The organism is Mesorhizobium sp. B2-3-5, assembly GCF_006442395.1.
In the GTDB taxonomy this organism is placed as follows: domain Bacteria; phylum Pseudomonadota; class Alphaproteobacteria; order Rhizobiales; family Rhizobiaceae; genus Mesorhizobium.
Genome location: NZ_VFVX01000059.1, coordinates 1 through 19657 on the forward strand (window position 1 = coordinate 1; position 19657 = coordinate 19657).

Below are 19657 nucleotides of genomic sequence, written 5' to 3' on the forward strand. Positions count from 1 at the left end.
GCGACGTCATTGTGGCGGAAGATCTTCTTCTCGGCGCCCGAGCGCCGCACGCCCTCGATCATCGAGGCATGGTTCAGCTCGTCCGAGATGATCAGGCAATTCGGCAAAAGCCGCGCGATGGTCGAGATCGACGCTTCGTTGGAGACGAAGCCGGACGTGAAGACGAGTGCTGCTTCCTTGCCGTGCAGGTCGGCAAGCTCATGCTCGAGCTCGACCAGCGGGTTGGAAGTGCCCGAAATGTTGCGGGTGCCGCCGGCGCCCGAGCCCATCTTGCCGGCCGCGTTCTGGAACGCGGCGATGACGTCGGCGTGCTGGCCCATGCCGAGATAGTCGTTGGAACACCAGACGGTGATTTCCTCGGCGCGGCCGTTGGAGCGCCAGATGGCGCGCGGAAACTTGCCCGCGATGCGCTCGAGGTCGGCGAAGACGCGGTAGCGACGCTCGGCATGGAGCTGGTCGATCGCTTCTTCGAAGAACCGCTGGTAATTCATGTCGACTTCCCAATTTTGCGCGGGATCATAATCATTGGCCGATTGGTCGTCCACCGGGCCATTTTGGTCAAAATGCCACGCCCCGCGCCTGTTCCTAACGATGGCGGATCGTGGCCTATTCCCCGTTCACGACACGCTCTCTGGATCACTTTTGTTTCAGCACGATGCCACATCAAGTGAACGCCGGTTACGAAGGGTTCTAATGGCCATCCGGCAGGCTTTCCAGTAAGGCGACGTTTGAGACAGTTTCCGATAAATCTTGGGTAAGCGAGGACTTGGGATGACGGTTTTGGTGACAGGTGGTGCCGGCTACATCGGCAGCCACATGGTCTGGGAATTGCTGGATGCGGGCGAGAGCGTGGTCGTTCTCGACCGGCTTTCCACCGGCTTCGAATGGGCGGTGGCGCCTGAAGCAAAGCTGGTCGTCGGCGATGTCGCCGACAAGGAGTTGGTCGGCTCGATCATCCGGGACAACAAGGTCGACGCGATCATCCATTTCGCTGGTTCCATCGTCGTCCCGGAATCTGTCGCCGACCCCCTCGGCTATTACGAGAACAACACCTGCAAGACACGCACGCTGATTGAGACCGCCGTGCGCGAAGGCGTGCCGAATTTCATCTTTTCCTCGACAGCCGCCGTCTATGGCGGCGCCGGGCTGGAGCCGGTGCGCGAGGATGCCCGCCTGGCGCCGGAATCGCCCTATGGCCTGTCCAAGCTGATGAGCGAATGGATGCTGCGCGATGCTGGCCAGGCGCACGGTCTGCGCTATACCGCGCTGCGCTACTTCAACGTTGCCGGCGCCGACCCGAAGGGCCGCACCGGGCAGTCGACGCCGGGCGCCACCCACCTGATCAAGGTCGCTTGCGAAACCGCGCTCGGCAAGCGTCCGTTCATGCAGGTCTTCGGCACCGATTATCCGACGCCTGACGGCACCTGCATGCGCGACTATATCCATGTCAGCGATCTGGCGGCGGCGCATCGGTTGGCCCTGCAGCGGCTGCGCGCCGGGGGACAAAGCCTCGTCGCCAATTGCGGCTACAGCCATGGTTATTCGGTGCTCGAGGTGATCGACAGTGTGCGCCGCGCCTTCGGCCGGGATTTCGAAGTGAGGATGGGCGACCGGCGTCCCGGCGACGCCGCGGCCGTGGTCGCCAACTCGGACCTCGCCCGCGCGGAACTCGGCTGGACGCCGCAACGCGACGATCTCGACCAGATCGTCGCCGACGCGCTCGCCTGGGAACGCATCCTGACCGGCAAGAACTCCGCGCGGGGCTGAACCACAGCCCTCCTTTTGGATGCGCCAAGGACGCCGCACGCCTGATGATTTTGTGCGTGATCCGTGCCGAACTCCAGTTCCGGGTCATGCGCGGGGAGCTGTTGGGCCAAGGGCTCGCGGGGCGCATTCATACGCGGTATTGAGGCTCATCGGGAGGCGGTGCGCGGAAGCTTCCGCCGGCATGACCTTTGGGGAGGCGCATGAAGATTTTGGTGCTCGGAGCCGGTGTCGTGGGCACGGCGGCCGCTTACTATCTGGCAAGCGACGGCCACGACGTGACGGTCATCGAGCGCCATGAGGCGGCGGCGCGCGGCACCAGCCGGTCGAACGCAGGTCTGGTCTCGCCGGGCGACGCCACCGCCTGGGCCTCGCCTTCTGCGCTGAAGACCTTCCTGCGGGGGCTCTGGAACCATGATCTCGGTATCAAGGTCAGGCTGAGTCTCGATCCCTATTTCTACGCCTGGAGCCTGCGTTTTCTGCGCGAATGTACCGTGGCGCGCATGCGCGCCAACACCAGCGTCAAGCTGCGGCTGGCGCTCTATTCGCGCGATTGCATCAACGCCGTCTCGGAGACCACCGGCATCCACTACGACGAGCGCAAGCGGGGCATCCTCTACTTCTTCCGTTCGCAGAAGAGCCTCGACACAGGCACCGAGAATTACCGCTATCTCGGCGAGCACGGCCTGCCGATCGAGATCGTCGGCCGCGACCGGCTGGTCGAACTGGAACCGGGGCTGGCCGGCGTCAAGGAAAAAATCGCCGGCGGTGTCTACTCCCCGATCGACCAGACAGGCGATTCCAAACAATTCGCCGACAAGCTCGCCGCCTATGCGGTGGAAAAACTCGGGGTCAAATTCCTGTTCGGCACGACGGTTCAGGGCCTCGACGTCGAGGGCGACCGGGTGCGGGCCGTGATGACCTCCGCCGGACCGGTCACGGCTGACGCCGTCGTCATTTCCATGGGGCCGGAAAGCGGCCTGCTCGGCCGCCGTTACGGCATCGACCTGCCTGTCTATCCGGTGAAGGGCTATACCGTGACCGTCCCGCTCGAGGACGAGAACAAAGGACCGACCATGGGCGGCGCCGACGAGGATCGGTTGATCGGCTATTCGAGGCTGGGAAACCGGCTGCGGATGTCGTCGACGGCGGAATTCACCGGCTTCGACCGCAGCTTCAAGCCGCGCGATTTCAGCTCCATCCTGAACACCGGCAAGGATTTGTTCCCGGGCGCGTTCGACGAGAAAAAAGCGTTGCTTTGGGCAGGGCTGAGACCGATGATGCCGAATTCGGTGCCTGTCTTCGGCCAGGCGAAATACCGCAACCTCTATCTCGACACCGGCCATGGCCATCTCGGCTGGACCATGGCCTGCGGCTCCGGAAAATTCCTGTCCGACCTCGTCGCCGGTAGAAAACCTGAGATCGATCCGCAGGGACTGCTTTATGGGACGGCGCCGCGCTGACGTGCCTTCATTGCCGAGGTTGGCGCCTGTCAAGCAAGGCTGGGTAGCGATGCCGCAACTTATGCCCTGACGGCCCTTTGCCACGCCCTTGCATAGTCGCCCCAATCCCCATCGGCCGGCGGCTCAGTTCGCTCGCCTTTGCTCATCACCGCGACGCCGTCCAACGCCAGCAGCGCCGCGCCGATGCTGGTGCCGGTCGAGGTCTCCGATGCGATGACCGGTCTGCCTGTCGCTGCCGCCAGCATGCGGATGAAAAGCCGGTTTTGGGCAAAGGGCCCCTCGACCGTCGTCGGACCATCGCCGCCTATGAGGTCCAGGCAGATCGCGGTCATCAGCGCGAGGTAGAACGAAATCGCGGCAAAACGCTGCCCGGGACTGGAATTCTCCGCATTGCTCCACAGCGCGGTGCGATGCGGGAATGGCCCGGAACCCTGCTGAGTGGAAGGCAGCAGCAAGGCCTGCCGCGCCAGCACGGCGGCGACATCGTCTTCGCTCCATTCCTGCGGTTGACCGTCGGTAAGCGTCGAAAACTCGCGACCGCCCATGAAGCGCGCCGAGGGCACCGGATCGCCGAGCGCATTGACATTGACCAGCGTGTCGCGCGCCGGGTCGAGCGCGACCGCCCTGCCGCCGACCGCCATCGACACCACCCAGGTGCCGGTCGAGACGACCGAGAACGGCGGCGCATCGGATAGGAGATGCGGCAGCAGCGACGCGTTGGAATCGTGCAGGCCGCAGAAAACGGGCGTCCGTGGATCGAGGCCGGTCCGCACCGCAAGCGTGGGCAGGATCGGGCCGAGCCTATCCCTTGCCGGTCGCACCGGCGCCATCAGTCGACGCCAATCCAGTTTGTCGACCATCGAGGAGAAATCGGCGGTCCACGGGTTCCACAGATCGGTGTGGCAGCCGAGCGACGTCACCTCATTGGCGGCGACGCCGGTCAGCCGCAGCGCCCAATATTGCGGGTACATCAGCATCGCGGTGGCCCTGGCGAATTCCGCCGGCAAACGCTTCTGCTGCCAGAAGAATTGCGCGCCGAGATTGAGGCCGAGCGGCAGGCGTGGCGTGCCGGTTTCGGCGAAGGGTGGGCGGGCCGCGTCATAGTCCGCCGCCAGACTGTCAGGACCGTCGAACTCATAATCGAGCACAGGCAACACCAGTTCGCCCGCTGCGTCGACCAGCACGCCTGTCGCGCCGTGGGTGGTGATCGAAATGGCGTCGATGCGCTTCTCGCGGTTGAGGCCCGCCAGGCCGTCAAGGATGAAATTCCACAGCGCTTCGACATCGTGGTGCGGGTAGGGCGCCTGGCGCACCGGCGCATTCACCATGCGACGCAGCGCGACCTCGCTCAAGGTGACGAGATCGACCAGCGCCACCTTGGCGTTGGTTTTGCCGATATCGATGACGGCGACATGGCGTATCGTGCTCATTCCAGGTGGAACACCGTTTCCAGCGGCACCGCCACCGGCTCGTTGTCCGGCTTCGTCTCCATGATGTCGGCCATATGAGCCCACCAGCGCTGCATCACCGGGTGGTTCGGCAACTCGGCCATGCCGTGACCATCCCGCCGCCACAGCACCCCGAACAGGATGTTGGTTTCGTCATCGAGATGGATGGAATAATCGGACACCCCGACCTGCTTCAGCAGCGCCACCAGCGCCGGCCAGATCTCGTCATGGCGCCTCTTGTACTCGGCCTTCATGCCGGGCTTGAGCATCATCTTGAACGCGTATTTTTCGGCCATCAGCGTCCTCCGCGCAGCCGCCGCCAGACGATCGGCAGCGCGATGACGACGATCAGCAGCAGGCCGATGAAGATCGACATGACGATGCCGGGCACGTTGAGCAGACCGAGGCCGAAGGTCACCAGTCCCATGATGAAGGCGGCGAGCACGACGCCCGGAATGCTGCCGGCGCCACCGAGAATGCTGACGCCGCCCAGCACCACCATGGTGATGACTTCGAGCTCGTAGCCCTGCGCGATCGACGGTCGGGTGGAGCCTAGCCGGGAGGTGATCAGCACCGAGGCGACGCCCGACATCAGTCCGGTCAGGCAGAACAGGATGAATTTGATGCGCCCGACGCGCACGCCGGAGAACTGCGCCGCGACCGGATTGTTGCCGATGGCGAAGACGCGGCGGCCGAAGCTCGTGCGGTGCAGCAGGAACCAGTAGACGACGGCCGCTGTGAGGAAGAGCACCAGTTCGAACGACACCACCCACCAGACATAGCCCTGGCCGAAGAAGGCGAAGCTTTCCGGATAGCCCTTGTAGGCCTGGTCGCCGAGGATGATGAAGGCGATGCCGCGAAACAGGCTCATCGTGCCGATGGTGACGACGATGGAGGGCAGGCCGAGCCTTGTCACCAGCAGGCCATTGAAGGCGCCGCAGCCGAGCCCGACGACGATGCCGATCAGCACCAGAACCGGAGTCCCGGCGCCGGCCTGCACCGCCATGCCCATCAGCGTCGAGGCGAGCGCGACGATGGCGGCGACCGACAGGTCGATCTCGCCCGAAATGATCAGCAACGCCATTGCGAAGGCGATCAGGCCCTTTTCGGTGAAATTGAACGTCAGGTCCGAGAGCGAATATGGATCGAGGAAATAGGGCGAAGCGAAGCTGTTTATGGCGAAGATGAGAACCGCGATGATGACGAGCAGCGCTTCCCACGAGAAGATCGCCGAGGACAGCGGCTTGTCGAGCCGGTCCGGGATATAGCGTGGGGCAGGGGGCCTGGTTATGTCGGTCATTTGGCCAAACCGATCGAATGCTGGCGCCGCCCCTCATCCTTACCCTCTCCCCGTTTAGAGACGGGGAGAGGGGGGCGCCAGCGCAGGAGCTTCTCCCTTCTCCCCGTCACTATACGGGGAGAAGGTACCGGCAGGCGGATGAGGGGCGGCGCAAACCTTGAAAACAGGCCTGTTGCCGAAGGCGACAGGCCGATTAGCTGGAACAGCCGGAGCGAAGTGCTGCTCATGCCGCCTCCACTTTTCTCAGGATGATGCGGCCCTGCCGGCGTTCGCCGCGCGCATTGAGCACGACGGCCAGAATGATCGCGCTGCCCGAAATCGCCATTTGCCAGAAGGGCGAGATGTTGATGACCGGAAGCGCGTTGGAGATGATGCCGAGGAACAGGGCGCCCAGCACCGCGCCGCCGACCGAGCCGATGCCGCCGGCGATCGAGATGCCGCCAATGACGCAGGCGGCGATGATGTTGAGCTCGTAGCCGTTGGCGACCTCGACCGAGGCGATCACATAACGCGAGATCCAGAGGTAGCCGGAGAGGCCGCCGATCATGCCCGAGATGCAGAAGACGATGAATTTCGTGCGCCCGACATCGATGCCGGCATAGACCGACGCCGTCGGGTTGACGCCGATGGCGTAGATCGAGCGCCCGAGCGCGGTACGCGTCATCAGGATGAAGAACAGCGCGATGACCAGAATGGCGATCCAGGAGAGCACGGGAACGCCGAGGAAGGCGGTGCGCTGGAAGCCGATGAAATCCGGGCTCATCTTGTCGGCATTGACCCACGCGCCGCCGGAAAGAACGAAGGTGGCGCCGCGATAGATGGTCAACGTGCCCAGCGTCACCACGATCGAGGGGATGTTCAGCCGCCACACAAGCAGGCCGTTGATGGCGCCGAGCAGCAACCCGACGGCCAGCGCGATGACGATCAGCAGGGGGATGGGGATCGCTGGGTGCGCGGCGTTCAGCATCGCCACCACCATGCCGGTGAAGCACAGGTTGGAAGCCATCGACAGGTCGATCGACCGGGTCAGGATGACCACCATCTGGCCGAGCGCCAGGATCATCAGGATCGATGTATCGTTGAACACCTGGCGCAGATTGCCAGGGTTGGCGAAGGCGGGGAAACGGGTCGAGATCAAGCCGATGAGAACGGCGATGGCGGCGAGCAGCCAGATTTCGCGATATTTCAGGATAGCTTTCATGCCGCGATCCCCGCCGCCGTCCGGACCAGCGTCTCCGCGTCCAGTCCCTTGTTGTCGTAGACCGCCGCGACGAGGCCCTCGCGCATGACGACGACACGGTCGGACATGCCGAGAATCTCCGGCAGTTCCGACGAAACCATGATCACCGACAGGCCTTGCGCCACCAGTTCGGCCATGAAGCCGTGCACGGCGGCCTTGGAACCGATGTCGATGCCCTTGGTCGGTTCGTCGAGAATGATCACCTTGGGCGCGGTCGCCAGCCATTTGGCGATGACGACCTTCTGCTGGTTGCCGCCCGACAGCGTGCCGACATCCTGGCTGAGCGAGGAGGCGCGCAGATCCAGCCGCTCGGTGTAGGAGCGGGCGAGCGAAAACTCTTCCGCCAGCCGCAACAGCCCGGATTTGGAGGTGCGCGTGAGCGAGGGCAGCGAGACATTCTGGAAGATCGGCAGGCCGATCACCACACCCTGCTTGCCACGTTCTTCCGGCACGTAGACGATGCCGGCCTCGATTGTCTCCGCCGCCGATTTTGGCGCGATTATCTTGCCTTCCAGCGTGATCGTGCCGGCCGATGTGCGGGTGATGCCCGAAATCGCCTGCATCACCTCGCTGCGCCCGGCGCCGATAAGGCCATAGAAGCCGAGGATTTCGCCCTTGTGCAATTCAAAGCCGATGTCGTTGAATTCGGTCGGATGCGACAGGCCGGAGACGGACAGCACCGGCACGCCAATCTCGGCCTTGCGCTGTGGAAAGATGTGATCGACCGAGCGGCCGACCATCATGCGCACGATCTGGCTCTGGCCGGCATCCTTGATCAGGCCTTCGCCGACCATCTCGCCGTCGCGGAACACGGTGTAGCGGTCGGCGATGCGGTAGATCTCATCGAACTTGTGGCTGATGAACAGGATCGCCTTGCCTTCGCTCTTGAGGAATTCGATGAGCAGGAACAGCTCCTCGATCTCCTTCATCGAAAGGGCGGCTGTCGGCTCGTCCATGATCACGATCTGCGCGTCGATCGACATGGCGCGCGCCACGGCGACCAGGTGCTTGTTGGCGATGCCGAGATCCTTCAGCCGGGCGTCGGCGTCGATATGGCCGGCATGCATTGTGTCGAGCACTTCGCGTGCATTTTTGCGCATGGTGCGCCAGTCGATGGTGCCGAAGCGCGAGCGCGGTGCATGGCCGAGGAAGATATTTTCGGCCACGCTCAAATCGTCGAACAGCACGGTTTCCTGATGGATCGCGGTGACGCCATGGCCGAAGGCGGCATGCGCGCTGGGCAAGGTGACGGCCTGGCTGTCGATGCTGATTGTGCCCTCGTCGGGCTGGTAGATGCCGGTCATGATCTTGACCAGTGTCGACTTGCCGGCGCCGTTTTCGCCGATCAGCGCCGTCACCTGGCCGGGATAGAGCGACAGGCTGACATTGTGCAGCGCGCGCACGCCAGGAAAGCTTTTTGAGATGCCTGAGAGCGTCAGGCGGGGAACTGCCTTACCTTCCCTCTTGTGGGGAGGGTCGCGAACGAAGTGAGCGGGGTGGGGGTCTACAAGCATATCAAAGTCCTAATGTGCGGAGACGTCGCCGCCCACCCCGTCTCGTCGGTATTGCTTCGCAAGACCGTCTCGCCGACCCCCTCCCCACAAGGGGGAGGGTACCGACTCCTAGATCAATAGATCTTGGAGAATTTCTCGATGTTGGTCTTGTCGAACTGGAACGGCGGAGCCATCGCAGCCGAGTTGGTCTCGTCGAGCGTGACCTTGCCGACGCGGCCGATCGACAGCGTGGCGCCGGGCTTCGCCTTTTCCTTCTTCACCGCCAGGTCATGGGCGAGGTAGACGGCGGAGTAGCCGAGATCGATCGGGTTCCACAGCGCGACCGCCTGGCTGGCGCCGTTGTCGATGAACTTCTTGAACTCGGACGGCAGCGCCAGGCCGGTGACATTGACCTTGCCGATCAGGTTCTCGTCGGTGACGACCTGGGCGGCGGCAACGACACCGACGGTGGTTGGTGCGATGATCGCCTTGAGGTTCGGATAGGACTTCAGAAGGCCCTTGGCTTCGTCCGTGCTCTTGGCCGAGTCGTCATCGCCATAGACGGTGGCGACCAGCTTGATCTTGGGGAACTTCTCCGGCAGCACCTTCTTGGCCGCTTCGATCCAGGCGTTCTGGTTGGTCGCGGTCGAGGAGGCCGACAGGATGGCGACATCGCCGCCTTCCGGCAGGTAGTCGGCGGCGAGCTTGATGATGGTCTCCCCGATCAGGCCGGTGTCGGATGGATTGAGATGAAGTTGACGGCCTTCCTTGGCGACGCCCGAATCCCAGGAGATGACGGTGATGCCGCGCTCCATGGCCTTCTTCAGCACCGGCACAAGCGCGTCGGCGTCATTGGCGGAGATCGCGATGGCGTTGACCTTCTGCGCGATCAGCGAATTGACCACTTCGATCTGCGCTTCCGCGGTCGCCTTGGTCGGGCCGGTGTAGATGATGTCGACGTCGCCGAGTTCCTTGGCCGCCTCTTCGGCGCCCTTGTTGGCGGCATCGAAGAAGCCGTTGCCGAGCGACTTCACCACCAGCGCGATCTTGACGTTCTCCGCATAGGCGGCATTCACGAACATGGCGGCGGAAAAGGCCACGGTAACCATCAATTTCTTCAAGAAGCTCATCGAATATCCTCCCTTGAGCGTTGCATTCCATCGCCGCTGCGAGCGCGAGGTGATCTCAGGCCTGCAGTGAAGATTCTTCCTTTGCCGACTTGCGGGCGACGATCAGCGTCACACCGGCTGCCTCCAACATCTTGGCTTCGCGATCCTCGATGCCGTCATCGGTGATGACGGTGGCGATGCGCGTCAGACCGCACAGGATCAGGCTCGAGCGCTTGCGGAACTTCGAGGAATCGACCAGCACCACCAGCTCGTCGGCCTGGTCGATCAGTTTCTGCTCCGCCTGGATCAAAAGCGGGTCGCCTTCCATCAGGCCGAGCGGCCCGAGCCCCTGAGCGCCCATGAACATGCGGCGCGCGTAGAAATTGCGCGTCACGTCATTGTCGAAGGGCGACAGGATGATGTTCTGCTCGCGATAGATGGTGCCGCCCGACAGCATCACCGTGTTCTTGGAATGCTTGAGCAGATGCTCGGCGATCGGGAATGAGTTGGTGAAGATCGGCATGCGACGGCCAGTCAGGAAATGCACCATCTGGAAGGTGGTGGTGCCGCCATTGATGATGATCGGCTCGCCGTCCCCACACAGTTCAACGGCTTCGCGCGCGATTGCCTGCTTCTGCGCGGCGTTGAGCGTTTCGTTGACCGAGAAGGGCCTGCCGGCAAGGCCGATGAATTGCGGCGGCGAGATCGCCTCGGCGCCACCGCGCACTCGGCGCAGGCGTTTTTGCACGTGAAGCGCCGCGATGTCGCGCCGGATCGTCGCCTCGGACGACTCCGTCAGATCGACCATCTCCTGCACCGTCACCACAGGTTTTTCCTGGACAGCGGACAGAATGATCCTGTGGCGCTCATTTTCGTGCATGGTTCCTCCCTACCTGGCCATCTAGGCACTCAAAAAGAGCAGTGTCAATCATTTCCGATCATATAATTTCATTGTGCGGTGCAATATGATCGATATTGATCGTTTGTGATTGACAGATGGCCTGCTTGCGTAGACATTCCTCGAAAATGGATTGCACCTTTTTTGCATCCCAGGGAGGTTTACCCATGCTCGACAACCGCTCCGGCTCGCGGCTCGCCAATGTTTGGGACGATGCGAAGGCCAAGGGGATGGGCGAGCCTGAGCTGCTGGTCTATCGCTCGAACACGCTCGGTTCCGACAAGCGCGTCACCAACTATGGCGGCGGCAACACATCGTCCAAGATCTGGCAGAAGGACCCGCTTACCGGCGAGACTGTCGAGGTGCTTTGGGTCAAGGGCTCCGGCGGCGACAGTGCCTCGATCAAGCTCGACGGTTTCGCCACGCTCTACATGGACAAGCTGCGCGCGCTCAAAGGCCTCTATCGCGGCGTCGAGCACGAGGACGAGATGGTGGGATATCTCCCCCACTGCACCTTCAATCTCAATCCGCGCGCGGCCTCGATCGACACGCCGCTGCATGCCTACGTGCCGAAGCCCTTTGTCGACCATATGCATCCCGATGCCATCATCGCGATTGCCGCCGCGAAGGATTCCAGGGCGCTGACGAAAGAGATCTTCGGCGACGCCATAGGCTGGCTGCCGTGGAAGCGGCCTGGCTTCGAACTTGGCCTGTGGCTGGAGAAGTTCTGCCTCGAACATCCCGACGCCAAGGGTGTCATCCTTGAAAGTCACGGCCTGTTCACCTGGGGCGACACCCCCAAGGAATGCTACGAAACGACGATCGCGGTGATCAACCAGGCGATCGAATGGTTCGAGCGCCGCTCCGAAGGCCTCGCCATCTTCGGCGGCGAAGTGGTGAAGTCGCTGGACGCTTCGGCTCGTCGCGCCATCGCGGCGAAACTGATGCCGAAAATCCGCGGCCTGATCTCGGAGAAAAGCCACAAGCTCGGCCATTTCGACGATTCGCCCACCGTGCTCGAATTCGTCAACTCCAGGGATTTGCGCCCGCTGGCGGCACTCGGCACCTCATGTCCGGACCATTTCCTGCGCACCAAGATCCGCCCGCTGGTCATCGAGTTCGATCCCGCGAAACCGGATGTCGATGCCGTCATCGCGCGCCTCGCCGGTGATGTCGCCGCCTATCGGGTCGGCTACCAGGCCTATTACGACAGTTGCAAGCATCCGGACTCGCCCGCCATCCGCGATCCCAACGCCGTGGTCTATTTGATGCCGGGCGTCGGCATGTTCACATTCGCCGGCGACAAGGCGACGGCGCGCATCTCGGGCGAATTCTATGTCAACGCTATCAATGTCATGCGCGGCGCCTCGACGGTGTCGTCCTATGTCGGCCTGCCCGCTCAGGAAGCCTTCGACATCGAATACTGGCTGCTCGAGGATCTGAAGCTGCAGCGCATGCCGAAGCCGAAGTCGCTTGCCGGCCAGATCGCGCTGGTCACCGGCGGCGCCGGCGGCATTGGCCGCGCGACGGCCAGCCGGCTGCTGCGCGAGGGCGCCTGCGTGGTGCTGGCCGATATCGATGAGACGGCACTCGCCAGCGCCAACGAGGAACTGGCCAAGGTCCATGGCAAGGATTTCGTCCGCCCGGTGGTCATCAACGTCACCTCGGAGGATCAGGTCGTCGCCGGCTTTGCCGAGACCGCTGTGGAATTCGGCGGCATCGACATTCTGGTGTCCAATGCGGGCCTCGCCTCCTCGGCGCCGATCGAGGAGACGACGCTGGCCCTGTGGAACAAGAACATGGACATCCTGTCGACCGGCTATTTCCTGGTCTCGCGGGAAGCGTTCCGGCTGTTCAGGGTGCAGGAGATCGGCGGCAATGTCGTCTTCGTGGCTTCGAAGAATGGCCTGGCCGCGTCGCCCAATGCCGCCGCCTATTGCACAGCCAAGGCAGCCGAGATTCATCTCGCCCGCTGCCTGGCGCTGGAGGGCGCGGAAGCGCAGATCCGGGTCAATGTCGTCAACCCGGACGCGGTGCTGCGCGGCTCGAAGATCTGGACCGGCGAGTGGAAGGAACAGCGCGCCGCCGCCTACAAGATGTCCACGGACGACCTGGAGGAGCATTACCGCTCGCGCTCGATGCTGAAGCGCTCGGTCTTTCCGGAAGACATTGCGGAAGCGATCTATTTCTTCGCCTCCGACATGTCGGCCAAGTCGACCGGCAACATCATCAATGTCGACGCCGGCAACGCGCAGAGCTTTACGCGCTAGGCGCCCGCCCTTCTCCCCGTCACTATACGGGGAGAAGGTGCCCGAAGGGCGGATGAGGGGCGGCGCCAGCCGTACGCATTCAGGGAGGAACAGCAGTGTCCGAAACCATCATCTCCGCCGACATTGTCGACAAGGACAACGTCGCGCGCAAGGCCAGCCTCGACCGCGACTATGCCTCGCTCGGCGAGCGGCTTGACCGCCGCGGCATCGCCATCGAAGCCATCAGGGACAAGGTCGAGAAATTCGCTGTCGCCATCCCGTCCTGGGGCGTCGGCACCGGCGGCACGCGCTTCGCCCGCTTTCCCGGCGCCGGCGAGCCGCGCGACATCTTCGACAAGATCGAGGATTGCGCCGTCATCCAACAATTGACGCAGGCAACACCGACCGTGTCGCTGCATATTCCGTGGGACAAGGCCGATCCGAACCGGCTGAAGCAGACGGCCTCGCGCTTCGGTCTCGGCTTCGATGCCATGAATTCCAACACCTTTTCCGACGCCAGGGATCAGGAACTCTCCTACAAATTCGGCTCGCTGTCGCATGCCGACGCCGGTACGCGGCGCCAGGCCGTCGAGCACAATCTCGAATGCATCGAGATCGGCAAGACGCTTGGCTCCAAGGCGCTGACGGTGTGGATCGGCGATGGGTCGAACTTCCCCGGCCAGGTCAATTTCGCCAGGGCGTTCGAGCGCTATCTCAATGCGATGAGGCAAGTCTATGCCGGGCTGCCCGCCGACTGGAAGCTGTTCACCGAACACAAGATGTACGAGCCGGCCTTCTATTCCACGGTCGTGCAGGACTGGGGCACCAACTACATCATCGCGAAGGAACTCGGCGACAAGGCCTTCTGCCTCGTTGACCTTGGCCACCATGCGCCCAACGTCAACATCGAGATGATCGTGTCGCGGCTGATCCAGTTCAAAAAACTCGGTGGCTTCCACTTCAACGATTCCAAATATGGCGACGACGATCTCGATGCCGGCTCGATCGATCCCTACCGGCTGTTCCTTGTCTTCAACGAACTGGTAGACGCCGAATTGTCAGGCGCCGAGGGTTTTGACCCCGCCCATATGCTCGACCAAAGCCACAACGTCACCGATCCGATCGAAAGCCTGATGCTGTCCGCGGTCGAGGTGCAGCGCGCCTATGCACAGGCACTGCTTGTCGACCGCAAGGCGCTCAAGGGCTTCCAGGACAGCAACGACGCGCTGATGGCGACACAGACGCTGAAGGCGGCCTACCGCACCGATGTCGAGCCGATCCTGGCGATGGCGCGGCTGAAGACTGGCGGCGCCATCGATCCCGTCGCCGCTTACCGGGCGGCGGGCTACCGCGCCAAGGTCGCGGCCGAACGTCCGGCGGTCGCCGGCGGTTCGGGCGGGATTGTGTAGTCAACTTCTTTTCTCGATCCAACGGGCGACGGCAGCGCTTGAACACCCCCCTCTGTCCTGCCGGACATCTCCCCCGCAAGGGGGGAGATCAGCAGCTTCGCCGAAGGCGCTGCTCCTGCAAGGGCGGTGATTGGCGAAAGCGACGGCGATATCCAATCTCCCCCCTTGCGGGGGAGATGTCCGGCAGGCCAGAGGGGGGTGTTCAAGCGCTACCGTCACAATTGGCTGGACTCACCAATCCCAACGGTCTTTCCTAAGCGTCCTCACGCCCGGAGACCCACCATGCACCTCACCCGCCGGACACTGATCGCCGCCAGTCTTTCCATCTCTTTTATCTTCACCCCGTTCACAACCGTCTTGGCCGCCTCGCCGGCACCCGCCAAGGGCGAGAACGGCATGGTTGTTACCGCGCAGCACCTGGCCTCGGAAGTCGGCGTCGACGTGTTGAAGAAGGGCGGTAATGCCGTCGATGCGGCGGTTGCCGTGGGCTATGCGCTAGCCGTCGTCTACCCCAATGCCGGCAACATCGGTGGCGGCGGCTTCATGACCATACGCTTCAAGGACGGCAAATCGACCTTCCTCGATTTCCGTGAACGCGCGCCACTTGCCGCGACCAAGACCATGTATCTCGACAAGAACGGCAACCCGGTGAAGGGCGCCAGCCTCGACGGCTATCTGGCGGTCGGCGTGCCGGGGTCGGTGGCCGGTTTCGAGATGGCCGGCCAGAAATATGGCACCTTGTCCAGGCAAGATCTGATGGCGCCGGCGATCAACTATGCCAAGGACGGTTTCATCCTCAATCAGGGCGATGCCGCCTCGTTCGCCGGCAACGCTGAAAGGTTGGCGAAGGACCCGGCGGCGGCCGCCATCTTCCTGAAGCCCGACGGCAAGCCCTATGGCATCGGCGAGAAGCTGGTCCAGCCCGACCTTGCCGCCTCGCTCTCGGCCATTTCCGACAAAGGCCCCGACGCCTTCTACAAGGGCGCCATCGCCGACGCCATCGTCAAGGCGAGCGGCGCCAAGGGTGGTATCCTGGCCAAGCCGGATTTTGAACAATATGCGGTCCGCGAGCTCAATCCGGTGACCTGCAATTATCGCGGCTACGAGATCACGTCTTCGCCGCCGCCGAGCTCGGGTGGTATCATCATCTGCGAAATCCTCAACGTGCTCGAGGGCTATCCGCTGTCATATCTCGGCCCCGCTTCGGCGGAGACGGTGCATGTCATGGTCGAGGCCATGCGCCATGCCTATGTCGACCGCAACTCGGCACTCGGCGACCCCGACTTTGTCGACAATCCGGTCTCCAAACTGCTGGACAAAGCCTACGCCAAGAACATCCGCGACAAGATCGACCCGTTCCGGGCCGGTGTTTCGAAGGATCTGATGCCGAAGGGCTTTGGCGAGTCCAAGGAAACCACGCACTATTCGATCATCGACAAGGACGGCAACGCGGTCGCGGTCACCTACACGCTGAACGGTTCCTTCGGCGCCGGCGTCGTCGCCGACGGCACCGGCATTCTGCTCAACAACGAAATGGATGATTTCACCCAGAAGCCCGGCGTGCCCAATCTTTACGGCCTGGTTCAGGGCGAGGCCAACGCCATCCAGCCGAAGAAGACGCCGCTATCGTCGATGAGCCCAACCATCGTCGCCAAGGACGGCAAGCCGTTCATGGTCATCGGCAGTCCGGGCGGCTCGCGCATCATCACCATCACGCTGGAGGCGATCGTCAACGTGGTCGATCATGGGATGAACATCCAGGAGGCGATCGACGCGCCGCGCATCCACCACCAGTGGCTGCCCGACACGGTCTATGTCGAGCCGTTCGGGCTTTCGCCCGACACCGAGCGGCTGCTCGCCGGCATGGGCTACCACTTTGATCTCGGCGGCCAGACATGGGGACAGGCGGCCGGCATCCTTGTCGGGGGCAAGAGCCTGGCGGAAATCGAGAAGGGCGGCGGCGCCCGCTACAATGGCGCCATCGACAGCCGCGCCGCATCGGGCGAGGCGCTTGGATATTGATACCCAATGGCTCTCGATCGAGAGCCTGCGAGTCAACCGTCTTGGTTCAGCGACCGGCAGGGACGTTCAAGTCACCAGCGTGATGGTCGATGCAATCAGCATCAGGGCAGCGATGCCGACGAACAGCGCGTAGATGCGAGGCCGGTCGAGCAGTAGCGCGTTTCCGGAAATCCAGGCTGAGGTGGCGCCGCCAAGCGCGAACAGGAAACCGTTGCGATGGCCGAAGGTCATCGACGCGGCCATCAGCCCGCCAATGATCAGGGCGCCGAACACGATGATCACGGCGACCGCGTATCTCTCGAAATCGTTGCCGCTGCTCATGGCTGGGCCGATTGCATTCAGATTTGGCAGGTCGTCCGGATCGAAAGACCCGTATTCCTCTTGCCTCATGGATTCTGGCATCACTGGTTCTCCGCTGACCGGCAACAAACCATCAACACTTGCCGAGTGCAACCCGATCGCGCGTCCCCCTCCGCGTTGACCGTCATCTTCAACACGTTCCGGCCGCTCTTGTCACCGATTTTCCGGGTGCCTGGCTAGAATGCAACAGTCGTCTGCGTCCCGGATGGCACGCCGTCGTCCAGTCCTTATGGGCCGTGTCCGCGGAAAAAAGATGGTGCCGCTGATGAATTCAGCACCCGCTGCCTTTTCGCGGCTGCGGCGGGGAGTCACAGCACTGCCGGCCTATGCCGGCCCGAGTGCTGATTTGCCGGGGATGTGGCGTGGCGCGATCTCTACCTGGCGGGTTGCAACTCGAACAATCTGGCCCCGTTCTCCTGGCCTTGCTCGACATAGCCGATGATCTTGAACCAGCGCCCGACATCAGGCCCCTGCAGCCAGCTGCGCGAATGGACGGGCAGGTTGCCGGCGAGCGCCTGGATATGCCTGATATGCCGTTTGCAGAAGCGAACGGTGGAGCCACGGAAGAAATCTTCCCGCGCGGCGAACAGCGTATCGGCGGCGTCGCTGTTTTCATGCCAGGCGATGATCGCCACGGCCTTCTCGCCCTCGACAAGCGCGTGCGCCCGGCCTTCCTTCAAATTCATCATCAGATTGTCGTAGGCGATCTTGATGTCCTTGCCGGCCGCCGCGTATTCGTCCGACATCCGCTTGGATAGGCCGTGAAAGACATCCTCGAGATCCCCGAGCGTCGCTGCACGTGCTCTCATTTCACCTCCTGCAGCCCCGGCAGGGAGTTTGCCCTAGGGTTGGGGGATCACCAAGCAAATTGAATCCGCTGAGGGCCTGATGAGAGCAAAGTCGTTTTCAACGAGCCAGGCCGAGGTGGCGCAGCCAAGCACATCGGTCAAAATGGACTGGGCCCGCGAGGGGAATTGCCAGGAAGATGGTCAGAGGCGGAATCCAAGTGATTGAGATCTGTCTTTGTTTCCAGGTAGTTGACCTATACCCGCTGGCAATCCTTTCCAACAAAAGTACCAACGAAATATTTCTGTGGATTGGTTCGGTTCCGAAAATGCTCACAGCCCGGCTCGGAGCAGCTGCGACCGCAGCCAGTCGGGACACGCCGTCGCGGCAGGCCGCTTTCGCTAACGCCATGGTGCGAGGCAACCCAAAGGTGACCTCCTGAACGCAAAGTCTGAATGACTGCTTTGCGCCCCAGGTCGGTCGTTAAAGCTGCGTTGGCCGACCTCCAAAAGCGGACGTTCCCATCACACGACCGCGTGCCAGCTGATTATTTAGGCGTATGCGTTCGAATCCCCGCTTCTCCGCCAATTCAAAAACCAAGTTATTGAAATAACAACTGGTTTCCTCGAACGTATCAACATCTCCCTAATTTGGATGTCGACGGACTTTTCTTAGATTTAGCACTGGGCATTTCCAGCAGCAGCGCGAGGTCATCGCTTCAGGCAAGCCAACATACTAGCGACGGGCAGACTAGGTCCAGGGCGTATGGCCTGCAACGTCTCAAGCAATCCGATCCCAGGTGAGCGTTCGCATTACGGGCTCGCCAGAGGCGGTTGTCGTATCGAGCTCGATGACGAGCTGTCCATCTCGCGTGCCGAGACGGCGGATCACGACCATGCCGACGTTCTGGGGTGTCAGTGCGGCGATCAGGCGGTGCTCGACGAGCCCGTCATCGCGGATGCGGTAGGTGCCGAAATATGCGTCATAGCCCCCTACAGCCCCTGTGTTGTTCGACGAGGCAGGCATCGTCTTTGCCGTCGCACGGTCGCGCTTCATGAACTGGGCCGAAAAGTGCCCCGTCGCGTACGTGATCATGGCGATGGGATCGGAGCCCAGCGAGGGCTCATCTCGAACGTTGCCGTCAGTAGCGCGGTCAATGCGGCTCAGCAGCCGCCAGGTGCCTTCAAACTCGGACATTCTGGTCGACACTACCACACGGTCCAGCGGTGCGCCATGCCGTCGCCACCACAGGGCCGTTCACCGCCGGAAGATCGTGAAGGGACCGGGGGGAGGCAAATCCAAATGAGCAACGCCGCCTCTCCCACCTGTTTCGTCGATACTCAAGGCGAAAGGCGGGCGGCCCCCGGTGACCCGCCGAGCCGAGGTGCGCCGCCGAAACCGCCTCCGCCCAGGGCGGGCGAGTGAAGTCGCTGCCTGCCGGGTCCGATGCCGGGATGTTGTCGGCCCGGGGCGTGCGACGCCAACCTGTGGGGCTCGCCGCCGCGCAAGGATCAGTGCACGTTGTAGATGGCCTTCGGAGCTGGCACTTCCGCGGGGTATTCGCTCGACGCCGGGGTTTCGGGCTCCGGTTGGATGCGGTACGCGGCGACATAGAGCGCCGGCAGGAAGAACAAGGTCAGCACCGTTGCAAAGATGATGCCTCCGATCATCGAATAGGCCATCGGACCCCAGAACACCTCGCGGGCGATCGGAATCATCCCCAGGCTCGCGGCCGAGGCCGTCAGCAGGATCGGCCGCATGCGGTGCTCGGTTGCCGCGATTACCGCGTGCCAGGGATCATCGCCCCTTGCCCGGAAGGCGTCGATCTGGCTGATCAGGATCACCGAATTGCGGATCAGGATGCCGCCAAGCGCCAGCACGCCCAAAATCGCCACGAAGCCGAGCGGCTGGCCGCTCCACAGTAGAGCCGCGACGACGCCGATCAGCCCGAGCGGAGCGACGCTGAGTACCAGCAGGAGCTTGCCCACGCTCTGCATCTGGGTCATCAGGATCAAGACGATCAGCAGCACCATCATAGGCAGCGTCGCCGCGAGGGCCGCATGCGACTTGTCGCTGCTCTCAAGCGTGCCGCCGGCCGCAACCTTGTATCCCGGCG

General features: G+C 62.8%; 17 protein-coding genes. 5 read left to right on the forward strand and 12 right to left on the reverse strand.

Annotated elements, in window-relative coordinates; all coding sequences use genetic code 11:
• Positions 1-491, reverse strand: a 491-nt coding sequence (locus FJ958_RS30390) for an aminotransferase class I/II-fold pyridoxal phosphate-dependent enzyme (RefSeq protein WP_140749491.1), incomplete at its 3' end; no start/stop codon positions are given.
• Between the two features lie 280 nt (positions 492-771).
• Between FJ958_RS30390 and galE the strand changes: the two genes are divergently transcribed.
• The gene (gene galE / locus FJ958_RS30395; RefSeq protein WP_140749494.1) at positions 772-1767 is read left to right on the forward strand and encodes a UDP-glucose 4-epimerase GalE; all 996 of its coding nucleotides are present in this window, start codon (positions 772-774) and stop codon (positions 1765-1767) included.
• Between the two features lie 200 nt (positions 1768-1967).
• On the forward strand, positions 1968-3227 hold the full coding sequence (locus FJ958_RS30400) for a D-amino acid dehydrogenase (RefSeq protein ID WP_140749497.1): 1260 nt from the start codon (positions 1968-1970) through the stop codon (positions 3225-3227).
• 59 nt (positions 3228-3286) lie between these two features.
• Here FJ958_RS30400 and FJ958_RS30405 read toward each other — a convergent pair whose 3' ends face one another.
• From FJ958_RS30405 to FJ958_RS30435, 7 genes are all read right to left on the reverse strand, one after another.
• Positions 3287-4657 (reverse strand): FGGY-family carbohydrate kinase, encoded by a 1371-nt coding sequence (locus FJ958_RS30405; RefSeq protein ID WP_140749500.1) that lies wholly within the window; start codon positions 4655-4657, stop codon positions 3287-3289.
• The gene (gene rhaM / locus FJ958_RS30410; protein WP_140749503.1) at positions 4654-4971 is read right to left on the reverse strand and encodes an L-rhamnose mutarotase; all 318 of its coding nucleotides are present in this window, start codon (positions 4969-4971) and stop codon (positions 4654-4656) included. Before rhaM ends, FJ958_RS30405 begins: the two co-directional genes overlap by 4 nt.
• Positions 4971-5975, reverse strand: coding sequence for an ABC transporter permease (locus FJ958_RS30415; RefSeq protein ID WP_140749506.1), 1005 nt, complete (start codon positions 5973-5975; stop codon positions 4971-4973). The genes rhaM and FJ958_RS30415 overlap by 1 nt, the downstream gene beginning before the upstream one ends.
• Before the next feature lie 223 nt (positions 5976-6198).
• A complete protein-coding gene (locus FJ958_RS30420) occupies positions 6199-7176 on the reverse strand; it encodes an ABC transporter permease (protein ID WP_140749509.1) in 978 nt (325 codons plus the stop codon).
• The gene (locus tag FJ958_RS30425; RefSeq protein ID WP_246679846.1) at positions 7173-8729 is read right to left on the reverse strand and encodes a sugar ABC transporter ATP-binding protein; all 1557 of its coding nucleotides are present in this window, start codon (positions 8727-8729) and stop codon (positions 7173-7175) included. The genes FJ958_RS30420 and FJ958_RS30425 overlap by 4 nt, the downstream gene beginning before the upstream one ends.
• A 113-nt stretch (positions 8730-8842) precedes the next feature.
• Positions 8843-9838 (reverse strand): rhamnose ABC transporter substrate-binding protein, encoded by a 996-nt coding sequence (gene rhaS, locus FJ958_RS30430; RefSeq protein WP_140749512.1) that lies wholly within the window; start codon positions 9836-9838, stop codon positions 8843-8845.
• A gap of 55 nt (positions 9839-9893) precedes the next feature.
• The gene (locus tag FJ958_RS30435; protein WP_140749515.1) at positions 9894-10697 is read right to left on the reverse strand and encodes a DeoR/GlpR family DNA-binding transcription regulator; all 804 of its coding nucleotides are present in this window, start codon (positions 10695-10697) and stop codon (positions 9894-9896) included.
• Between the two features lie 185 nt (positions 10698-10882).
• Here FJ958_RS30435 and FJ958_RS30440 point away from each other — a divergent pair, with 185 nt between their 5' ends.
• From FJ958_RS30440 to ggt, 3 genes are all read left to right on the forward strand, one after another.
• Positions 10883-12985, forward strand: a complete 2103-nt coding sequence (locus FJ958_RS30440; protein ID WP_140749518.1) for a bifunctional rhamnulose-1-phosphate aldolase/short-chain dehydrogenase — start codon at positions 10883-10885, stop codon at positions 12983-12985.
• Positions 12986-13080: 95 nt separating this feature from the next.
• Positions 13081-14373: an L-rhamnose catabolism isomerase gene (gene rhaI / locus FJ958_RS30445; RefSeq protein ID WP_140749521.1), complete on the forward strand. Its 1293-nt coding sequence runs from the start codon at positions 13081-13083 to the stop codon at positions 14371-14373.
• A 282-nt stretch (positions 14374-14655) separates the two neighbouring features.
• The gene (gene ggt / locus FJ958_RS30455) at positions 14656-16395 is read left to right on the forward strand and encodes a gamma-glutamyltransferase (RefSeq protein WP_140749524.1); all 1740 of its coding nucleotides are present in this window, start codon (positions 14656-14658) and stop codon (positions 16393-16395) included.
• Between the two features lie 66 nt (positions 16396-16461).
• On the opposite strand, the gene FJ958_RS30460 is transcribed toward ggt, so the two are convergent.
• The 4 genes from FJ958_RS30460 to FJ958_RS30475 form a co-directional block, all read right to left on the reverse strand.
• On the reverse strand, positions 16462-16797 hold the full coding sequence (locus FJ958_RS30460; RefSeq protein WP_140749527.1) for a hypothetical protein: 336 nt from the start codon (positions 16795-16797) through the stop codon (positions 16462-16464).
• A gap of 332 nt (positions 16798-17129) precedes the next feature.
• Complete coding sequence (locus FJ958_RS30465) at positions 17130-17564, reverse strand: hypothetical protein (protein WP_140749530.1); 435 nt, start codon at positions 17562-17564, stop codon at positions 17130-17132.
• Positions 17565-18321: 757 nt separating this feature from the next.
• Complete coding sequence (locus FJ958_RS30470) at positions 18322-18738, reverse strand: lipocalin-like domain-containing protein (RefSeq protein ID WP_140749533.1); 417 nt, start codon at positions 18736-18738, stop codon at positions 18322-18324.
• A gap of 314 nt (positions 18739-19052) precedes the next feature.
• A partial coding sequence (locus FJ958_RS30475; protein WP_140749536.1) for an efflux RND transporter permease subunit occupies positions 19053-19657 on the reverse strand: 605 nt, incomplete at its 5' end.

What these genes read in the sequence shown, in the direction of transcription:
- FJ958_RS30415 (WP_140749506.1), bottom strand. Translation starts at nt 5,975, where the DNA reads ATGACCGACATAACCAGGCCCCCTGCCCCACGCTATATCCCGGACCGG.
- FJ958_RS30400 (WP_140749497.1), top strand. Translation starts at nt 1,968, where the DNA reads ATGAAGATTTTGGTGCTCGGAGCCGGTGTCGTGGGCACGGCGGCCGCT.
- rhaS (WP_140749512.1), bottom strand. Translation starts at nt 9,838, where the DNA reads ATGAGCTTCTTGAAGAAATTGATGGTTACCGTGGCCTTTTCCGCCGCC.
- FJ958_RS30425 (WP_246679846.1), bottom strand. Translation starts at nt 8,729, where the DNA reads ATGCTTGTAGACCCCCACCCCGCTCACTTCGTTCGCGACCCTCCCCAC.
- FJ958_RS30465 (WP_140749530.1), bottom strand. Translation starts at nt 17,564, where the DNA reads ATGAGAGCACGTGCAGCGACGCTCGGGGATCTCGAGGATGTCTTTCAC.
- FJ958_RS30405 (WP_140749500.1), bottom strand. Translation starts at nt 4,657, where the DNA reads ATGAGCACGATACGCCATGTCGCCGTCATCGATATCGGCAAAACCAAC.
- ggt (WP_140749524.1), top strand. Translation starts at nt 14,656, where the DNA reads ATGCACCTCACCCGCCGGACACTGATCGCCGCCAGTCTTTCCATCTCT.
- FJ958_RS30420 (WP_140749509.1), bottom strand. Translation starts at nt 7,176, where the DNA reads ATGAAAGCTATCCTGAAATATCGCGAAATCTGGCTGCTCGCCGCCATC.
- FJ958_RS30440 (WP_140749518.1), top strand. Translation starts at nt 10,883, where the DNA reads ATGCTCGACAACCGCTCCGGCTCGCGGCTCGCCAATGTTTGGGACGAT.
- FJ958_RS30460 (WP_140749527.1), bottom strand. Translation starts at nt 16,797, where the DNA reads ATGCCAGAATCCATGAGGCAAGAGGAATACGGGTCTTTCGATCCGGAC.
- FJ958_RS30470 (WP_140749533.1), bottom strand. Translation starts at nt 18,738, where the DNA reads ATGTCCGAGTTTGAAGGCACCTGGCGGCTGCTGAGCCGCATTGACCGC.
- rhaM (WP_140749503.1), bottom strand. Translation starts at nt 4,971, where the DNA reads ATGGCCGAAAAATACGCGTTCAAGATGATGCTCAAGCCCGGCATGAAG.
- galE (WP_140749494.1), top strand. Translation starts at nt 772, where the DNA reads ATGACGGTTTTGGTGACAGGTGGTGCCGGCTACATCGGCAGCCACATG.
- FJ958_RS30435 (WP_140749515.1), bottom strand. Translation starts at nt 10,697, where the DNA reads ATGCACGAAAATGAGCGCCACAGGATCATTCTGTCCGCTGTCCAGGAA.